We start from the raw sequence: 17,657 nt of genomic DNA on the forward strand, positions 1-17,657 counted from the left end.
CGCCGCCGACGCCCGCACGGCCGACCACCTGCCCAGCCTCGAGGCTCAGCACCACCGCCTGGCCGCTCGCCGTGTCGACCAGCCCCGTCGCGCCGGCATTGAAGCCCAGCGCATAGGTGGTCGTGCCGGCGCCATCGGCGCCATAGCTCGAGGTGAAGGCGCTGGCGAAGCTCGCCGTCGCATTCGTCGTCAGATCCGTCTCGTCGACGCTTAGCGACGGCAGCTTCACATCCGCCATCGCGACCGTCGGAGCATCATCGTTGAAGGTGATGGTCAGCGTGCCTGGCGCCGTCGAGCCATCGGCGTCGGTGATCACGTAGCCGAGGTTGACCGTCGCATTGTTCTCGTCGTTCGGACCCTGTGCCTGGAGCACGTTGTCGAGCAGCGTCACCGTGTAGGCGCCGGTGGCCGGATCGGTCACATGCACCGTGAACAGGTCGCCGCGTGGACCCGTCGCCGTCAGCGTGTCGCTGGCGGCGTTCCAGCTGTAGGTGACGTTCTCCTGGCCGACCGTCCCGCTGGTGCCGTCCAGCGTCGCGAACGAGAAGCCGTTGGAACCGGCGCCGTCGCCGCCGACGCTGCCGCCCAGCGTGCCGTTGTAGGTCGCTTCACTGGCGCTGAGCGGAACCTCGCCGGCATTGGCGTCGATGTCGCCCGCCGTGCTTGCCGCATTGCCGCCGGCCAGCCCGTCATCATCGACCGTGGCCGCCGCCGTGCCGGTCGTCGGATGGTTGGCGTCGGTCACCGCAAAGCTGATGCCGGCAGTCGCCTTGTCGCCATCGCCGTCCGTCACGGTATAGGTCGCCGAGGCCGCACCGGCCCCGATGACCGGACTGTTGGCCGTGAATGCATAGCTGCCGTCGGCCTTGACCTTTATAAAGCCGTCACCGATGTCGATCGCCTGCGAGTAGCCGTCGCCGCCAAAGACCAGGGCGGTGGCGCCAATATGCGTCACCGTAGCGCCGTCGGCGCCGGCGACGAAGTCCAGCGTGCCGGTGATGGTCGCGCCTTCAAGAACATTCTGCGAAGCCTCGGTCGTGGCCGTCGGCACATCGTCGACGATGTTGACCGACAGCGTGCCGTTGACGCTCTGCGCGTCCTGGTCGGTGAGCGTGACGGTGAAATTCTCGAACAGGCTGTTGGTGCCCTGGACGGCGGGATGCGCCTCATTGTCGAGGAGCGTGTAGGTGTAGCTCACCTGACCGGTCGCGGCGTCGTAGGCCGTCACCGTCAGCGTGTTGCCCAGCGCCGTCGTGAACGAGCCCGCCGTGAACACGCCATTGGTGATGAAATTGTGGCCGTCGATCGCCAGCGAGGCGATGCCATCGGGCGAGGAAATGGCAAAGGTGCCGCCTTGTGTGTTGCTTTCCTTGGAAGTGTCGGAGCCGTCCGACTCACCGGATCCACGGTTGGCCAGCAGGTCATTTTCGTTGACGACGACGTCGCCGCCACCGGCCGCCGGCGTCAGGTCGCTGATCGTAGGTGTCGAATTGCCGATCGAAATCGTCAACGTCGTGTGCGACAGGTCTCCGTCGCCGTCCTTGATCGTATAGGTGAACACGTCGTGGACGCCGCCAGGCGTGCCGGCATCGCGCACATAAGTGTAGGAGCCGTCCGCCTGCAGCGTCAGCGTGCCATAGGCGCCATGGATCGGCGTGTTCAGTGTGACCCCGCTGTCCAGATCGGCATTGGTCGTGCCGGCGGCAACGCCCGCAACCTTCGCGTCATCGGCGCCCTTGGTGTCGGCTCCTGCCGCATTGCCGTCGCTGCCGGCGCCGCTTATCACATTGCCGCCTATAGGCGCGTGCGAACCCGCCGCCACCGCGTCGGTGTCGGCAACTGCCGTCGGTGCGTCATCGATGATGTTGATGACCAGATTGCCGCCCGGGGCCGGATTGCCATTTGCATCCGTCACCGCGACCGGGAAGCTCACATTGGTGGCGTTGCCGGCGGTGTTGTCGAGAAGCGTGTAGGTGTAGTGGATGGTGCCGATACCGGTCGCCGCATCGAAGACATAGCTCGCCGTCAGCGAGCCGGTCCCATCGGTGAAGGTCTGAGCCACACCGCTCAGCACATGGCCGTCGAGCGAGACCACCGACACGCCGTCAGGCGAGGTGAAGCCGATGTTGCCCGAGGTCGTCTCCGACGACGCGGACGCGTCCGAGCCGGCGGGCTCGCCGCCACGCGCCGGCAGACCGGCCTCGTTGACTGTTGCCGAGCCTATGAGATCGATCGAGGGGGTGGAGTCTTCCTTTTCCGCAACGCCAATCGTCAGCTCGCGCCGGTCCAGCAACCCGAACTGCAAGTCTGTCGGGGGCAACAAGGCCGAAAGGCCGAACCCGTCACCGATGCCGCCGGGGGGGATTTCGAAATTCCCGCCTGCACTGGGTGGCGAACCGCCCGTGCCGGCCGACATGGAACCGTCGGCGCCGAAGGCAACGTCGACATGGCTTGCCTCGAGCGCGGCCAGCAACGCAACGCGCGGCACCTCGACGTCGCCGATGACGAAGGTCGGCACGTTCAAGGCGCCGTCCTTGATCACGATCACCGAGCCGTCGGCCTGCTCGAGCACAAGGTTGTGGCCGTCGACCTTGATGTTGTCGATGGAAACGTTGGACGGAAGTTTCACGATGTTGCTGGCGTCAGCCACATATTCATGGGGTGCCGCGGGTGCGTTCGCCGTCGCCGGCGCTTCCGGCTTGACAGGTGCTCCGCCGCCGACATCGACCGGCACCGGTTCGGCCGCTGCCGGCGCGGGCTGCTGGGTCGAAGTTGCTTGTGCGACCAGGATCTCTCCCGGCGATGCCTGACCATTGTGTTCGCTGGACGCGGAATGCTCGTTCAAGGAACCCGAAGAACTGTCCAACTCATTATTGGTGATCATTGCTGAAACCCCTCCGACATTTCCCGGCAAGAGACATTGGCCACTTCTGCTTTGCAACAACCCCGCAATCTGTTTCATATACTCCGATATGCTTGCCCCAGCATTTTTTACACGTTGGTAAACCTCGAACATATAACCTGATATATGCCGGCTTCTGCGTAGCGCGCCCGGTGGAGGTTCGACGCGGTCTCTTGGTAAATGGGAGTATAAAATCGAATAAAATTTTAAATAAAATAGACAAAGCCACTTGCCGTAAAGTTATCCACCTTCCTTTCCAATAATTTGAGACAAGATTGGTAGCGTCCACAGTCAAAGGTGGGCGTTATGAAAAAAGAAAAATCAGTTCTGGGAAAAACCAGGCTCAAGGTGCTCCTGCTGGCAATCGGCCTTGTCGGCCTGGCAGGACCTTCATTCGCAAGTGCCGTTTCCGGGGAGGCTGCCGCTATTGGCACGCCTCTGGAAAGGGTCCTGACGCCACCCTGCCTCGGCGGTGTTTCGCTGGCGAGGCCGCAGCCCTGGCAGCCTTTGGCGCCTTACCGGATCAGCATGGTTTTCGGCAGCTACGGCCCGGCATTTGCTGATCGCGGGGATGGTTCGTCAACGGCGCGAGCTGATGCCGGGATAGATCCGGTGCAGACGGCATCGATTATTCCCGGCGTATTCGGATCGGTCGCCTTGTCCATGCGCAATTTCCCCGTCTCGGCTCGTTGGGCACCCGTCTACCAGGCAATCACCAGTTGCTCGGCGGGCAGCGCCTGCGAGCGCAAGAGTGCGGCTTTTGCCAGCATGGTCTCCGCCGCCCAGGGCAAGGGATTCAGCGAGAAGCTATCCTTCGTCAACAGCAGCGTAAATCACCTGATTGCCTACAGGAAAGACAGCGACGTCTACGGCAAACTCGACTATTGGGCAAAGCCATCGGAAATTCTCGAACGGCGAGCCGGCGACTGCGAGGATTTTGCCATCCTCAAGATGACGGCTCTGCTGAGGGCCGGTATTCCAACGCAAAGCATGGCGCTCGTTGTTCTCCAGGACCGCAAGCGAGGCTTCTTTCACGCGGTGCTGTCGGTGAGCACAGGCAGCGGCACCTTCATTCTCGACAGCCTCAGCAACACCGTCGTGCGCGACAGCGATCTTCCCGACTACGTTCCGCTCTATTCGTTCAGCACGGACCGGGCCTGGATCCACGGCTCGAAACCGGGCGCAGCCCAGATGGCTGAGATCAAAGGCGGCTTCGCGACCGTTGCGCCGGGCGAAGGCGTTCAGCGATAGATTTTCCGGCAAGATCACATGTCGCCAAAAGTGACTTTGGGACAATGGTTTGCATGAAAACCAGAGCGCGAACGCTTCGGCTGCATCTAGGTCAAGGTGACGCGCCTTAGCCGCCGAAGACGAACGCCATCAGCAATTCCGGCTCGACCACCGGGGCTCGCACGACATTCAATTGACCCCGGTAGCGACGTTCACCGGCGCCGATGACAAAGCCCGTAGCCACCGGCGCTTGGCCATTGGCGTCGAGCCGCGCGAAAATGTCGGCTACATTGAGGTCCAGCGCCAGCTTGAGGTCATGGCGCGCATCGTCGTTTGGAGCTATCGGCAATTGACGCTTGACCAGTTGCTGGAACGGCGCGTTGAACGTCAGGATCTTCTTCGACGATGCCAAGGCAAAGGCCGGCGACGGGCAGGCGACCACTATGGCGTTGATGGTGTTGATCGAGGCAAGCCTTCGCAAGGTCAGGTTTTCCTCCCCCAATCCACGCATGCAGGCCACCCTGATCGCAGATGTCAGGTTACCTGTCTGTGCCTGACTTTCGGCGATCTCATCGATGAGCATCCCGATCGTGCACTTCCTGCTTTCGGCCATCTGCTTCAGCGTGACCCAGAAAGCCCGTTCCAAACGGATGCCGCGTCGTACGCCGCCGCGTGCCACAACCCGAAATTCCAGCCCAAAATCCTCAGCCGTGACAGGAGGCAGCAGCCGCTCGCGATCGGGAAGAGGAGAGCTGGCGCTACCGCTCACTCATCGCCTCCTGACGTGCCTTGTTGATCGGCTTCAAGAGGTAATTCAGGATCGTCTTGCGCCCGGTCTTGATGTCGACGGAACAGATCATGCCCGGGATGATCGAATAGGCCTTGCCGTCTCTCTCGAGTGTCGATTTGTCCGTCGACACGCGCACTTGGTAATAGGGTTCGCCTGTCTTCTGGTCGACCAGGCTGTCGGCTGTGATGTTGGAGACCTTGCCTTCGATGCCACCAAAGATCGAGAAATCGTAGGCGGTGACCTTGATGAGCGCGTCCTGGTCCGGCCGGATGAAGGCGACATCTCGCGGTGAAACCCGGGCCTCGACCAGAAGGGTCTCGGAGGTCGGGACGATGCCGGCCACGACCGCTCCAGGCTGGACGAAGGCGCCGACCGTGTTCAGCTCCAGCGTGTTGACAATCCCATCCACCGGAGACCGGATATCCGTGCGCGCGACCTTGTCGGTGGCGCCACGTATGGTCTCATCCACCACCGAGAGATCGGCCAGCGCCTCCGTCAGGTCGCTCAGGGCTTCCTGCTGCAACTGCAGACCTAGCTCGTCGACCTGAAGCTGGGCTTCCGTGATAGCCCCCTTGGTTTTCTTGATGGTTTCACCGGCGAGGTTCAACTGCCCTTGCAGTTCGGTATGCTCACGCTCGACGCGGATCTGCTCGGTCCTCGCCATCAGCCCCTTCTTGACCATGGAATCGACCAGCTCCTTTTCCTGGTCGCTAACAGCCAGGTTCTTGGTGAGACGATCGAGATTGGCGGTGGCTTCGTCCAATTCATTCTGGCGCTGATCGAGGCGCGACTTGAGAACCGACAGCTTGACTTCGAAGTTTTCGCGGCGCGCGACGAGCAGCTTCTGCTCGTTTTCGCAGATTTCCGGCGCTGCCTTCTGGATCTCGGGCGGACAGGGAAATGCGCCTTCGAGATTGCCGCTCTGCTCGAACTGGAGCCGCGCAATGCGCGCCTGCAGGGCTCGCGCCTTGGCCTGCTGCTCACCAAGGCTGGAGGTGTTGAGCGTGTTGTCGAGACGGATGATGAGATCATTCTTCTTGACGACCTGGCCAATCGTAACTGCGATTTCCTGGACGACACCGGCTTCACTCGCCTGAATGATCTGGGTCTTGGAAGCGGGTATCACCTTGCCGTCTCCCCGCGCGATCTCATCGACTTCGGCAAAGGCTGCCCAGGCGACAAATACAACGAAAAGCGCTCCTATGATGAATATGGACGCCGACGCAAAGAGCGGCGGCCGATCTTCCCTGGCAAGCATTTCCTACGCCCCAACGCATTGGATGCATTCAATTTGTTCGATCAGGCGCTTGTTTTCTGCAACGCCTGTATAACCTGGTCCTTCGGTCCGTCAGCAACGATCTTGCCCTGTTCGATAACGATCAGGCGGTCGGCCAGTTCTAGCATGCTGAAGCGATGTGTGGAGACGATCAGCGTGGTGTCGCGGTCAAAGGCGACCTTGAGCTGCTTTATCAACTGGCGTTCCGATGCGAGATCCATCGAGCCCGATGGTTCATCTAGAAAGACGATTTTCGGCTTGGTCAGCAGCAGGCGTGCGATCGCCACTGTCTGCCTCTGGCCGCCTGAAAGATTGGTGCCACGCTCGCCGACACTCATGTCGTAACCACGCGGATGGCGTGAGACGAAATCGTCGACGCCAGCCGCCTTTGCCGCGTCGATGATCTGCTCATCGGTAGCCTCCGGGCAAGCCATCAGGAGATTTTCCTTGATGGTCCCCGAGAACAGATCGCCAGCCTGCGCAACGATGCCGACAGCGGCCCGAACTTCTGACGGGTGATACTGGCGAATATCGATCCCATCCAGCAGCAGCTCACCGGAGGTCGGCAGGAACAGCCGGCCGACCAGCCGACCCATCGTCGTCTTTCCCGATCCTATGCGACCGATGATGCCGATCCGCTCTCCCGGCTTCACCGTGAAATTCAGACCGGTCAAAACCTCGTTTTCCGCGCCGGGATAGACAAACCCGACATTCCTGAACGCCATCGCCCCGTTGCGAATGGGTCGGTTGACGAAACCCACCGTGTCCGGCCGGTCCTCCGGTTGCTCCATGATCGAGTTCACCATCCTCAGCGAGAGCATGGCCTGGCGAAACCGGGACAGCGTGATGGCGATCTGGCCGAGCGGAGCCACCGCCCTGCTCGCCAGCATGACCGTTCCTATGATTGCTCCTGTCGAAACATGCCCTTCCGAGAAGGCGTAGGCGCCGGCCACCACCAGGGCGACTGTCACCAGCTGTTGTATCGACTGGGTTATGTTGCCTGCGGCCGCCGAGAGTTGCTTGATCTTCTCGGACGTGTTGGCGGCGTTCTTGGAGTGCTCTCCCCATTTTCGCAGCAGATACGCCTCGGCGCGCAGCGACTTGATCGTCTCCAGCGTCGAGATGGATTCGACCAGCAAGGCCTGGCGTTGCGAAGCTTCGTTCATCGAGGCGGCGACGCGCTTGCCGATGCGGCGCTGGGTAATCAAGCCGACGATGACGGACATCACAAAGGCCAGCGCCGGTATGATCACCAGCCAGCCGCCTATCGCATAGATGACGAGAAGAAAGACGAAGACGAATGCCGTGTCGATGAACACGCTGATGGTGTTCGAGGTGAAGAACTCTCTGACGAACTCATATTGCGTGACCCGGTTTGCGTATTCGCCGGTCGAGCCGGGACGCGCCGACAGTGACGAGTTCAGCACTTTTTCGAACAGAAGATACGATATCCGAAGATCCGCCTTGCGCCCGGCATAGTCGATGAGGGAAGCCCTGGCCGTCTTCAAAAGCAGATCGAACAGGATGACGGCGCCGATGCCGATGGCCAGAACCCACAGTGTGGATATTGCCTTGTTCGGCAGGATCCTGTCGTAGACGTTCATCGTGAAGATGGGTGAGGCGATGGCCAGAACATTGATGAATATCGCAGCAAGGACGACTTTCGAATAGGTGCGCCAGAAGGCGCCCATCGTCCCCGTCAGCCAATGGCGCCTTTCGATCTTCTGTGCGGAGCCGACCTTCATCGCCTCGGTGGCATTGGCATAGGTGATCGAGAAGGACGCGCCGCCGCTGATATAGCTGGCAGCCAGCTCGGATCTGCTGATCGTGGTGCGGCCGTCTTCTTGGGGCGCAGTCAGGTATTCGCCCGCTTCAATCTCCGCGAGCAGGGCGACAGGCAGCTGGCTGGCGCGAAACAGAATGGCGGGCAGATCGACGCGCCCGCGCAGGAAATCGCGATGACTGACGTCCTTGACCTCGAGGCCGATGCGCTCGGCAAGGTGCCGAATATCCTCTACCTCAATTCGCGTCTCTGAAATCGGCACCCCGGCAAACAGCACTGTCTCGGCGCTCGGCCTGCCAAGATAGCCGGCGACCGCTGAAAAGCAGGCTTTGAATGCCTCCTTGGGGGAGAGGATGTTGGGTTGCTGGTTCACGATATGCCCGTAAGGACCCTCGCTGGACCCTGCACCGTCCTACTTCTTCCTCACTGGCGCAAGGATATCGAAAGGCAGGTCGTTCTTCTGCTCCGATGGCGTCCGCGCATAGGTCTCAGTGTCCGCGGTTTCTGGTGCGTTGAACTCGGATCGTGCATAGGCCGTCGCTTGCTTTGCCGGCTGAAGACCCATCGTTTTCAGCAATTGACCTGTCGCGGCCAGAAGCCGGTATTGGGCGAATAGCGATGCATAGGATGCTGTGTCCGCCAGCGTTGCCGTGTTGAATCGCGTATTCTGCGCATCGAGCACGTCGAGCAGCGACCGTTGCCCTACCTTGAATTGCTCGCGGTAGGACGAAACCAGCTTTTCACTGGAAGCGGCCTGCAGCCTCAGCGTCTTTGCCAAGTCGGCTTGCCGGAAACGGCGATCCCATGACGTGCGGACAGCCTCCTCGATTTCACGCAAGACCTGGTGATAGGCAAGCCGCTGTTCGCTGGCACGGCGGATCTGCTCCTGTTCATTGGCCTTGTCTATGCCGCCTCGATACAGGTTCCAACGCAGCACCAGACGCGCCTGCAGGTCACTGGCGTCGCCATTGTCGCCGTCAATATCATACCCTCCCCTGGCACGGCCTTCGGCCAAAACTTCGGGGCCGTATTTCGCCCGGGCCGCATCCACCATGGAAGCAGCAGCGGCGATATCGCTGGTGGCCATATGAACGCGTGGATTGTTCTGTCGTGCCAGGCCCAGCGCATCGTCAAGTGACCTCGGCAGTGCGGCGGCGACATCACCGGGCCGCGAAGCATTGACCAGCGGTTTGCCGACGGTCTTGAAGAACCGGATCCTAGAGGCTTCCAGTTCTTCGCTCGCCTCCTGCATGCGTGCCTGGGCTGCGAACAGACGCTCTTCGGCCTGCTGCCGGTCGGCCTCGTTCAGCGCCCCGCCCGAGATGCCTTGCCGGATGTCGCCGAGTATCGCCTGATGGAAACCGAGGTTCTTCTTGGCTTCGGCGACGATCGAAGCCTGCAGCATGTATTCAAGGTAGTCTTGGACGACCGACAGCCCGATGAATTCCGAGCGTTCCAGCACCCGAAAGGACGCTCCGTCGACCCGCGATGCCTGGCGGTTCAATTCCGCCCGCCGCGCGCCGCTGTCAAACAGCTTCTGTGTGACCACCAGATCCGCTTCCGCCGGATAGAGCGAATCGTCCTCTATCGACAGTGCGCGCCGGGACGTATTGTCGAGGCGACGAACTCCAGCCGATGCCTCGACATCGACACTGGGAAGATAAAGGCCCTTGGCCTGTCGCAACTCGAACTCGATTGCTTCGCGGTTTTCAATTGCCTGTCCAATCTCGGGATTGGATTCCACCGCGACAGCCATCGCCTCCTTGAGCGTGAGCGCATGAGCACTCGCGCAAGTCAGCATTGTAGCCGCCATCAAAAGACCAAGGCGCTTGCCGACGGCCGAGATGCTTGTCTTATTCATATAACCCACCCTAAAGTTTCCCCCAGCACCCTTATTCGAGAGCGCTACGCCAAGCCAAGGCCTGCCTCCGAGAACTATCCACAGTTTCACGAAATGTGTGAGGAATTATTGAATTAGCTCCTGCTAAATCGATGATTCAGGCGACAAGATTGTTAGATGTAGCAAAAATGGCACATAAGCATAGACCCCCTGCGATCGTATCCTGACGCTGTCAGTTGGGAAAAGGACCAAAAACGGAAGGTGGTTAACCAAGGCAGGGAGAATCAAGCAGGGATAGCCGCTATTTGCGACCAAACCGAAGGCAGATCGCTATTGCGGCAATCTTTTCGGGGGATCAAGGATTGCGACGGCGCCGTGAACTAGATGTTCTCGCGGGTGTAGATCTCGAAGGGCAGGATCGTCGTGAAGTTGCCGCCTTCGTTCGGGGCCGAGACGGCGCGGACCATGCCGGCCAGCGCTTCTTGTGCGATGCGCGCCAACGGGTGCGAAATGACGAAGGTCAGCGTGCCGTCGAGAAGTGCGGCGCGGGTCGTGTCCATCAGTTCATAGCCGACGACCACGACGCTGCCGGCCCGCCCGGTGGACCGCAGCGCCGCTATGGCGCCGGTGATGCCGCCGCCGGCGACATAGAGGCCAGACAGATCCGGATTTTCGTTCAGCAGTTTTTCGGTCATCTCCTGCGCGATGGCGCTGGACTCGAAGGTCAGCAGCGGCTCCAGCAGCGAGAAGCCAGGAGCATGTTCGCGGAAATAGGAACGGAAGCCGCTTTCGTTCATCTCCTGGCAGCGGTAGCGATGGTTTCCGACCAGGATGCCCAGTCTGCCGGGCGCCCGGCAGACATGCTCGAACACCCAGGCCGCGGTGCGCCCGACCTTCCAGTTGTCCAGGCCGATATAGTTGATATGGCCGGTCGCCGAGATCTGCGAGATCAGCGCAAAAACCGGCACGTTGCGGGCCTGCAGCGCGTCCACCGCCTGGGTGACCAGAGGATGGACCGCGGCAACGACGCCGACGGCGTCGCATTCGGCGCCCAGTGCCAGCATCCGCGAGGCGACGTTCTGCGGCGACAGATCGTCGAGAAACTCAGTACGCAACTCTATTTCGCAGTCGGGCATCTTTTGGGCCGCAAGGCGCAGTGCCTCGGCCATGTTGCGGTAGAAGGCTCGGCCGGGCTGGTGCAGCAGGAAACCCAACCGGTAGCGCGGCCAGGCGGCCGCTATACGGCTGCGCAGCGCGCCCATGCCGTAGAAACCGATCTGCTCCGCCGCCAGCATGACGCGCTCGCGCGTGCCCTGGCGCACGGCGCCCGAGCCGCTCAGCACCCTATTGACGGTGGCCACCGAAACATTGGCCTCGGCGGCAACATCCTTGATGGTCGGCCGCTTGTTCTGATCCATTTCGTGTCATCAGCCTATAGCAATTGATACGAAAATATCATTCATCAGGCAATGCTGAGACGAATGATACAATTAATTTGGAATAAGCATTCTATTCTTGATTCATTTTGGATCAAGATGTTTATCTCGGGAAGAAGCAAAGAAGGCGCAAGCACCGCCAGCCCAGGGATAGAAGCAGCACAGCGCAGACAAGGTTCTGACCCTCCGCCCGACGGCGGTGCGAGGCAGCGTGCGCGTGCGAGCCATCCCAGGCACTGCGGGTGGAGGATCCGGGATGGACGATCTCAAATACGGCGTGCGCGACAAGCGCGGCGACTGGAAGCCGAACGGGCGCATCGAGGCCGTGCCGTTGTGGAACTGGCCACCGAGGCTGCCGAAGATCCTGGCATGGTTGCCCGGTTATATCTGGCCGTGGAATGCCTTCCACATGGCCACCGCCCTCCTCTACTGGTTCTATGTCGTCCCCGGCGTCGAGACGATGAAGACGCTGAGCTGGGGTTGGGCGCTCTGGCTCTACGCCGTCAACGCCGGGGCGATCCTTGTCTTCTACGGCATTTTCGAGCTGCGCTATTACGTCAGGCGCGCGCAAACGACACGCTTCAAATACAACCACAAATTCCCCGCCGATGCGCCTTCCGACGTGTTCTGGTTCCAGAGCCAGAACCTCGACAACTTCCTGCGCTCGTTCTTCATCACCATCCCGCTATGGACGGTGGTCGAAGTCATCTTCCTGTGGTGCTTTGCCAAGGGTTACGTGCCATGGGTCGGCTGGCAGGACCACCCCGTCTACCTCGCCGCGCTGGTGCTGGTCGCACCGGCGATTCACGAGGTGCATTTCTTCTTCATCCACCGCCTGATCCACTGGGGTCCGCTCTATCGCTGGATCCACTCCGTCCACCACAATTCGATCAACCCGTCGCCCTGGTCGTCGCTGTCGATGCACCCGGTGGAAGGGTTCCTCTATCACGCGGTCGCCTTCTGGCATCTGCTGATCCCGTCCAACCCCATCGTTGCACTGTTCCAGCTGCACGTCGCCGGCTTTGGTGCCGTCAACGGCCATCTCGGCTTCGAAAAGCTGGAACTCACGCAGGACACAGCCGTATCGAGCCACGCCTACGCGCATTACCTGCACCATAAATATTTCGAGGTGAACTACGGCGGCGACGGGCTGATCCCGCTCGATAGATGGTTCGGCACCTTGCACGACGGCACCAGAGAGGGCGACGCCATGATGGACGCCCGGTTCCAGAAAAAGAAGCAGCGCATGAACGCCAGGGCGTGACCGACGCCGGGCGAAGCATTGATCACGCGACGCACCGGGAGGGGAGCGTCGGGACGAAGTTTTCCAATCCGTCTGATGACGGCAACCGGGAGGAAATGAAATGAACCATATAACGAAGCTTTTGACGGCGGTGATGACGGCAGCTGTGGTGGCGACAGGTTCCACAGCCGCAATGGCCGATGGGGCGAAGATCTTCGTCATCGGCGGCAAGGCGGACGACCCGTTCTGGTCGAAGGTCAAGAAGGGTGCGGACGACGCCGGCAAGGTCGCCGAACTGACCGGCGGCTCGGTGACCTGGCTCGGCCCGCAGAACTACGACAATCTCGGCCCGGACGCCGCCAAGCTGATCCGCACCGCGCTCAGCCAGAAGCCGAGCGCCATCGTCGGGCCGGACTGGGTACCCGAGGCCATGGACGACGCCTTCAAGGAAGTCGTTGCCGCCGGTGTTCCGCTCATCATCTACAATTCCGGCGGCATGGACGCAGCCAAGCGGCTCGGCGCCATGAACTATGTCGGCAACGAGGAATACGCGGCCGGTCTCGGTGGCGGCGCCTATTTCGGCAGCCATGGCGCCAAGAACGTGCTGTGCGTCAACACCTTGCCGGGCTCCACGAACACGGAAGACCGCTGCAAGGGCATCGCCGACGCCATCGCCAAGAGCGGCGGCAAATCCACCCAGCTGCCGCTGCCTTCATCCAGCTTCGGCAACCCGACCGCGGTCGCCGAGGCGATCAAGGCCGCCGTGCTGAAAGACAACACCCTCGACGGCCTCATCACCATCAGTGCCGGCGACGCCAACAGTGCGGCCAACGCCATCAGCCAGGCCAATCTTGGCGACAAGGTCAAGCTCGCGTCGTTCGACATGGACGAAACCGGCCTGCAGCGCATCAAGGACGGAACGCAGATGTTCTCGATCGACCAGCAGCCTTACCTGCAGGGCTATCTCGCGGTGTCGCTGCTCAACGGCTTCGTCAACTATGGGCTCGACCTGCCGACGAAGCCGGTGCTGACCGGACCGGGGATCGTCGATGCTGCCAACGTCGGCGCGACGATGGGTGGTGCGGCGGCCGGCGCCCGCTGATTGCGCAAACCGAGTGTCCGGCCCGCCGTGGGCCGGACATCGCCGGCCGGCGCCCCTCCGAGGGCCGCGCCAGGCACCCCCATTGTTCAAGCCAGGGACCACTTCGATGACATCCCAAGCCCATGACCAACCTGCCGTGGTAGCGACTGCGCTACCCGCCCCGCATTCCTCGATGCCCTCGATCGGTAGGCTCGTGCGTCGCCCAGAGGTCGGCTCGCTGATCGGCATGATCGCCGTGCTGGTGTTCTTCTCGATCTTCGGCGGCGCCAACTTCATGTCGGCCGGCGGTGCCGCGAGCTGGCTCAACGTCGCCTCGGAACTCGGCATCATCGCTCTCCCGGTGGGGCTATTGATGATCGCCGGACATCTCGATCTCTCGGTCGGCTCGATGATCCCCGCCAGCTCGATGACCATCGCCATCATCTCGGGCCACTACGGCCTGCCGATCATCGTCGGCATCCTCGCGGCCCTCGCCCTTGGCCTCATCGTCGGCTTCATCAACGGGCTCCTGGTAATCCACACCAAAGTGCCGTCCTTCGTCGTCACACTGGCAACGCTGTTCGCGCTGGCCGGACTGACGCTCGGCCTTTCGATCATCCTGTCCGGCAGCACCAGTGTCGCGCTGAAGAGCGGGCCGATCGCCAAGCTTGTGTTTGGCGACTATCTCGGCGGCAAGTTCCAGGTGACCCTGTTCTGGTGGATCGCCATCGTCCTGATCGTCGGCTTCATCCTGAACTTCTCGCGCTTCGGCAACTGGATCCTGGCCATGGGCGGTGACGCGGTCAGCGCCCGCAATGCCGGCATCCCGACGGACCGGGTCACCATCGCGCTGTTCATGAGCAGCGGCCTGTGCGCCGCCTTCGTCGGCATGTCGCAGGCGATCCTCTACAACAGCGCCCAGGTGGCTGCGGGGCAGTCCTTCATCTTCAACTCGATCATCGCGGTGGTCATCGGCGGCGTGCTGCTCACCGGCGGCTATGGTTCGGTGGTCGGCATCGTGCTTGGCACGCTGACCTTCTCCATCGTCAACCAGGGCATTTTCTACACCGGCTTCGACGCCAATTGGGCAAGCCTGATCATCGGGGTCCTGCTGCTGGCGGCCGTGCTGATGAACAACACCTTCCGCACCATGGCGCTGACCTACGCGCCGCGCACCAAATCGAGGGTTCGCTCATGACCCCGCCCCTGCTCAGGCTGACCGGGATCAACAAGTCGTTCGGTCCGATCGACGTGCTTCACGACATTTCGCTGGAGGTCAACAGAGGCGAGGTGTTGTGCCTGCTCGGCGACAATGGCGCCGGCAAGTCGACGCTGATCAAGATCCTGTCCGGCGTCCACAAACCGACATCGGGCACGATGGACATGGATGGCAAATCCGTCGCCTTCGACAGCCCGCGCGACGCCAGCGACCACGGCATCGCGACGGTCCACCAATTCGGCGGGACGTTCCCGCTGATGAGCATCGGCCGCTCCTTCTTCGTCGGCGCCGAGCCGACACGGCGCTGGGGACCGCTCACCATCTACGACCGCAAGCGGGCCAACGAGATCGCCGTCACCGAGATGCGCCAGCTCGGCATCACCCGCATCGACGACGGCGATCGCCTGGTCGGTGGACTGTCCGGTGGTGAGCGGCAGGCGCTGGCGATCGCGCGCGCCGTGCATTTCGGCGCCAGCGTGCTGATCCTCGACGAGCCGACCGCCGCACTTGGCGTCAAGGAGGCGGCGCATGTCCTGCGCATCGTCCTGCAGGCACGTCGCAAGGGCATCGCAGTCATCTTCATCACCCACAATGTCGTTCATGCCCTGACCGTCGGCGACCACTTCGCCGTCCTCATCAGGGGCGCCAAGGTCGCCGACTTCCGCAAGGGCGAGAAAAGCCGTGAAGCGATCACCGACCTGATGGCAGGCGGCGAGCAGATGGCTGAACTCGAAGCCGAGATCGAGAGCTTCTCGGCGGCTGACGACAGGCATGCGCCGCATGGCGCAAGCCATGCATGAACCCAGTGAAGACGCCCATCTCCTCCTCCCGGGCATCTTCCTGTGCGGCCGGCGGAACACGTGGTTCCGCCGGCTGTCTTTTCGACCAACCCAAGAACAGACTGCAGGGCGACAATGGCAAGGTGGATTGATGCGTGTGCAGCCGATGATATCGAGGAAGAGGACGTTATCCGCTTCGATCACGATGGCCGGACATTCGCCATCTACCGCAGCCCCGACGATGCGTTCTTCTGCACCGACGGGCTGTGCACGCATGAGAAGGTGCATCTGAGCGACGGGCTGGTTATGGAATACAGGATCGAATGCCCCAAGCATAACGGCGTGTTCGATTACCGGACCGGCGAAGCGCTGCGCGCACCGGTCTGCGTGAACCTTAATATCTACAACACCAAGGTCGAGGACGGCCGCGTGTACATCGAGGTCTGACATGTCCGATCCCTTCACCCTTGCGGCTTGCGCCGAGATGCTCTGGCGCGACCGGCCGATGGAATGGCGCGTGCGGCGCCTGACCGAAATGGGCTTCCAGGTCGGCCTCTGGAACTGGCCTGATCACGACCTCGCAATGCTCGAGAAATCCGGCGCGACCTTCTCGATCATGAACGGCTATCTGCGCGGCCGTCTCTCCGATGACGAGGGCGCCGCGGAACTGCTGAAGACGGCAAACGAGACGGCGGCGGTCGGCAAACGCCTCGGCGTCGCGCGGCTCAACCTGCACGGTACCGGGTTGGGTGACGGCGGCCTGCCGGTCGCACCCCGCGAGACCGTCACCGGCGCGATGTGGCTCAAGGCACACGACACGCTGAACCGGATTGCGGATCTCGCCGAGTCGGAAGGCGTGACATTCACGCTGGAGAATTTGAACCTTCCGGTCGACCATCCCGGCGTGCCTTTTGCACGAGCCGAAGACACGCTTGCGCTAGTGTCGAGCGTCAACCGGCCGGGCCTGCGCCTCAACCTCGACCTCTACCATGCGCAGATCGGCGAAGGGAACTTGATCGCGCTGTGCCGCGCCTGCCTGCCATGGATCGGCGAAGTCCAGGTGGCCGACGTGCCCGGCCGAATGGAGCCCGGCACGGGCGAGATCAACTATCGCGGCATCGCCCGCGCGCTGAAGGACATGGGCTACCGCGGGCCGGTGGGCATGGAAGCGTTTGCCTCGGGTGATCCCGAGCCGGCACTGCAGGCCTTCCGTGAAGCTTTCACCGTCTGAGGAACAAGAATGGTCACCAAGAGCAGCCGTCCCACCGTCGCCGACATCCGCGCCATGAAGGGCCGCGGACAAAAGATTTCCATGCTCTACGTCACCTCTCTCGAAGAGGCGGCGGCAGCGGATGCGGCCGGCATAGACATGCTTTCGATCGAGGGGCGCTTCTTCTCGCCCGAGATGCGCGAGGCGGCCGGCCGATGCTTCGTGCAGGTCGGGCTGCCCTACGGTCCCGCCGGCAATCTGGTCACCTCGGAGGATTATCTGAAAACCGCCTACCAGTTCATGCGCATCGGCGGCGACTGTTTCTACTGCGCCGCCTCGCTCGATATCCAGAAGGCGCTCTGCGACAACGCCGTGCCGGTCGTCGCCCATGTCGGCCTGATCCCCTCGCAATGCACCTGGACCGGCGGCTTCAAGGCCGTCGGCAGGACGGCCGAGAGTGCGCGTGCGGTGTGGGATCACGTCAAGCGCCTGGAGGCCATTGGCTGCTTCGGCGCCGAGCTGGAGGTGGTGCCCGACCGGGTTGCCGATCTGATCACCAAGAATACGCCCATGATCATGCTCGGCATGGGCGCCGGGCCGCATGCCGACGCGCAGTATCTTTTCAGCGAGGACGTGCTCGGCCACACCGCTGGCCACAGGCCGCGCCACGCCAAGACCTACCGCAACTTCGCCGCCGAATATGAGCGGCTACAGCGCGAGCGCATCGCCGCCTATCGCGAGTTCATATCCGACGTGCAGACGGGCGCCTACCCCGAGCCGCAGCACGTGGTCCCCGTCACCGACGACGAGCTTTCTGCTTTCAAGATTGCCCTGGGTCTTTAGTGATTTGCCTAGATGGAGCGGATAA

Annotated in this window: 14 protein-coding genes; 8 read left to right on the plus strand and 6 right to left on the minus strand. The window is 61.9% G+C overall.

Translation table 11 applies throughout. The annotated features are described in order from the left end of the window. Positions 1-2,884: DUF5801 repeats-in-toxin domain-containing protein (locus AC1D2G_RS11910; protein WP_477414137.1), on the minus strand; the 2,884-nt coding region annotated here is incomplete at its 3' end. A gap of 324 nt (positions 2,885-3,208) precedes the next feature. Here AC1D2G_RS11910 and AC1D2G_RS11915 point away from each other — a divergent pair. Further along, positions 3,209-4,153: a transglutaminase-like cysteine peptidase gene (locus AC1D2G_RS11915; RefSeq protein ID WP_477414138.1), complete on the plus strand. Its 945-nt coding sequence runs from the start codon at positions 3,209-3,211 to the stop codon at positions 4,151-4,153. A 106-nt stretch (positions 4,154-4,259) separates the two neighbouring features. On the opposite strand, the gene AC1D2G_RS11920 is transcribed toward AC1D2G_RS11915, so the two are convergent. The 5 genes from AC1D2G_RS11920 to AC1D2G_RS11940 form a co-directional block, all read right to left on the minus strand. Beyond that, the gene (locus AC1D2G_RS11920; protein ID WP_477228085.1) at positions 4,260-4,901 is read right to left on the minus strand and encodes a ribbon-helix-helix domain-containing protein; all 642 of its coding nucleotides are present in this window, start codon (positions 4,899-4,901) and stop codon (positions 4,260-4,262) included. After that, the gene (locus tag AC1D2G_RS11925) at positions 4,891-6,180 is read right to left on the minus strand and encodes an HlyD family type I secretion periplasmic adaptor subunit (RefSeq protein WP_477228084.1); all 1,290 of its coding nucleotides are present in this window, start codon (positions 6,178-6,180) and stop codon (positions 4,891-4,893) included. Before AC1D2G_RS11925 ends, AC1D2G_RS11920 begins: the two co-directional genes overlap by 11 nt. A gap of 41 nt (positions 6,181-6,221) precedes the next feature. Next, complete coding sequence (locus tag AC1D2G_RS11930) at positions 6,222-8,354, minus strand: type I secretion system permease/ATPase (protein ID WP_477414140.1); 2,133 nt, start codon at positions 8,352-8,354, stop codon at positions 6,222-6,224. Positions 8,355-8,393: 39 nt separating this feature from the next. Continuing rightward, complete coding sequence (locus AC1D2G_RS11935; RefSeq protein WP_477228082.1) at positions 8,394-9,842, minus strand: TolC family protein; 1,449 nt, start codon at positions 9,840-9,842, stop codon at positions 8,394-8,396. Positions 9,843-10,201: 359 nt separating this feature from the next. Continuing rightward, positions 10,202-11,239, minus strand: a complete 1,038-nt coding sequence (locus tag AC1D2G_RS11940; RefSeq protein WP_477414142.1) for a LacI family DNA-binding transcriptional regulator — start codon at positions 11,237-11,239, stop codon at positions 10,202-10,204. A gap of 274 nt (positions 11,240-11,513) precedes the next feature. Here AC1D2G_RS11940 and AC1D2G_RS11945 point away from each other — a divergent pair, with 274 nt between their 5' ends. The 7 genes from AC1D2G_RS11945 (at position 11,514) to AC1D2G_RS11975 (ending at position 17,632) form a co-directional block, all read left to right on the plus strand. After that, positions 11,514-12,521, plus strand: a complete 1,008-nt coding sequence (locus AC1D2G_RS11945; RefSeq protein WP_477414144.1) for a sterol desaturase family protein — start codon at positions 11,514-11,516, stop codon at positions 12,519-12,521. 100 nt (positions 12,522-12,621) lie between these two features. Continuing rightward, positions 12,622-13,602, plus strand: a complete 981-nt coding sequence (locus AC1D2G_RS11950) for a sugar ABC transporter substrate-binding protein (protein WP_477414146.1) — start codon at positions 12,622-12,624, stop codon at positions 13,600-13,602. 172 nt (positions 13,603-13,774) lie between these two features. Beyond that, positions 13,775-14,779, plus strand: coding sequence for an ABC transporter permease (locus tag AC1D2G_RS11955; protein WP_477414573.1), 1,005 nt, complete (start codon positions 13,775-13,777; stop codon positions 14,777-14,779). Further along, positions 14,776-15,600: an ATP-binding cassette domain-containing protein gene (locus AC1D2G_RS11960; RefSeq protein WP_477414148.1), complete on the plus strand. Its 825-nt coding sequence runs from the start codon at positions 14,776-14,778 to the stop codon at positions 15,598-15,600. The genes AC1D2G_RS11955 and AC1D2G_RS11960 overlap by 4 nt, the downstream gene beginning before the upstream one ends. 114 nt (positions 15,601-15,714) lie before the next feature. Next, complete coding sequence (locus AC1D2G_RS11965) at positions 15,715-16,026, plus strand: MocE family 2Fe-2S type ferredoxin (RefSeq protein ID WP_477414150.1); 312 nt, start codon at positions 15,715-15,717, stop codon at positions 16,024-16,026. Position 16,027: 1 nt separating this feature from the next. Then, positions 16,028-16,810 (plus strand): TIM barrel protein, encoded by a 783-nt coding sequence (locus tag AC1D2G_RS11970; protein WP_477414152.1) that lies wholly within the window; start codon positions 16,028-16,030, stop codon positions 16,808-16,810. Between the two features lie 9 nt (positions 16,811-16,819). Further along, a complete protein-coding gene (locus AC1D2G_RS11975) occupies positions 16,820-17,632 on the plus strand; it encodes a 3-methyl-2-oxobutanoate hydroxymethyltransferase (RefSeq protein ID WP_477414154.1) in 813 nt (270 codons plus the stop codon). The last annotated feature ends 25 nt before the right edge of the window (positions 17,633-17,657 follow it).

It is taken from the genome of Mesorhizobium sp. P2_C7 (assembly GCF_056404515.1).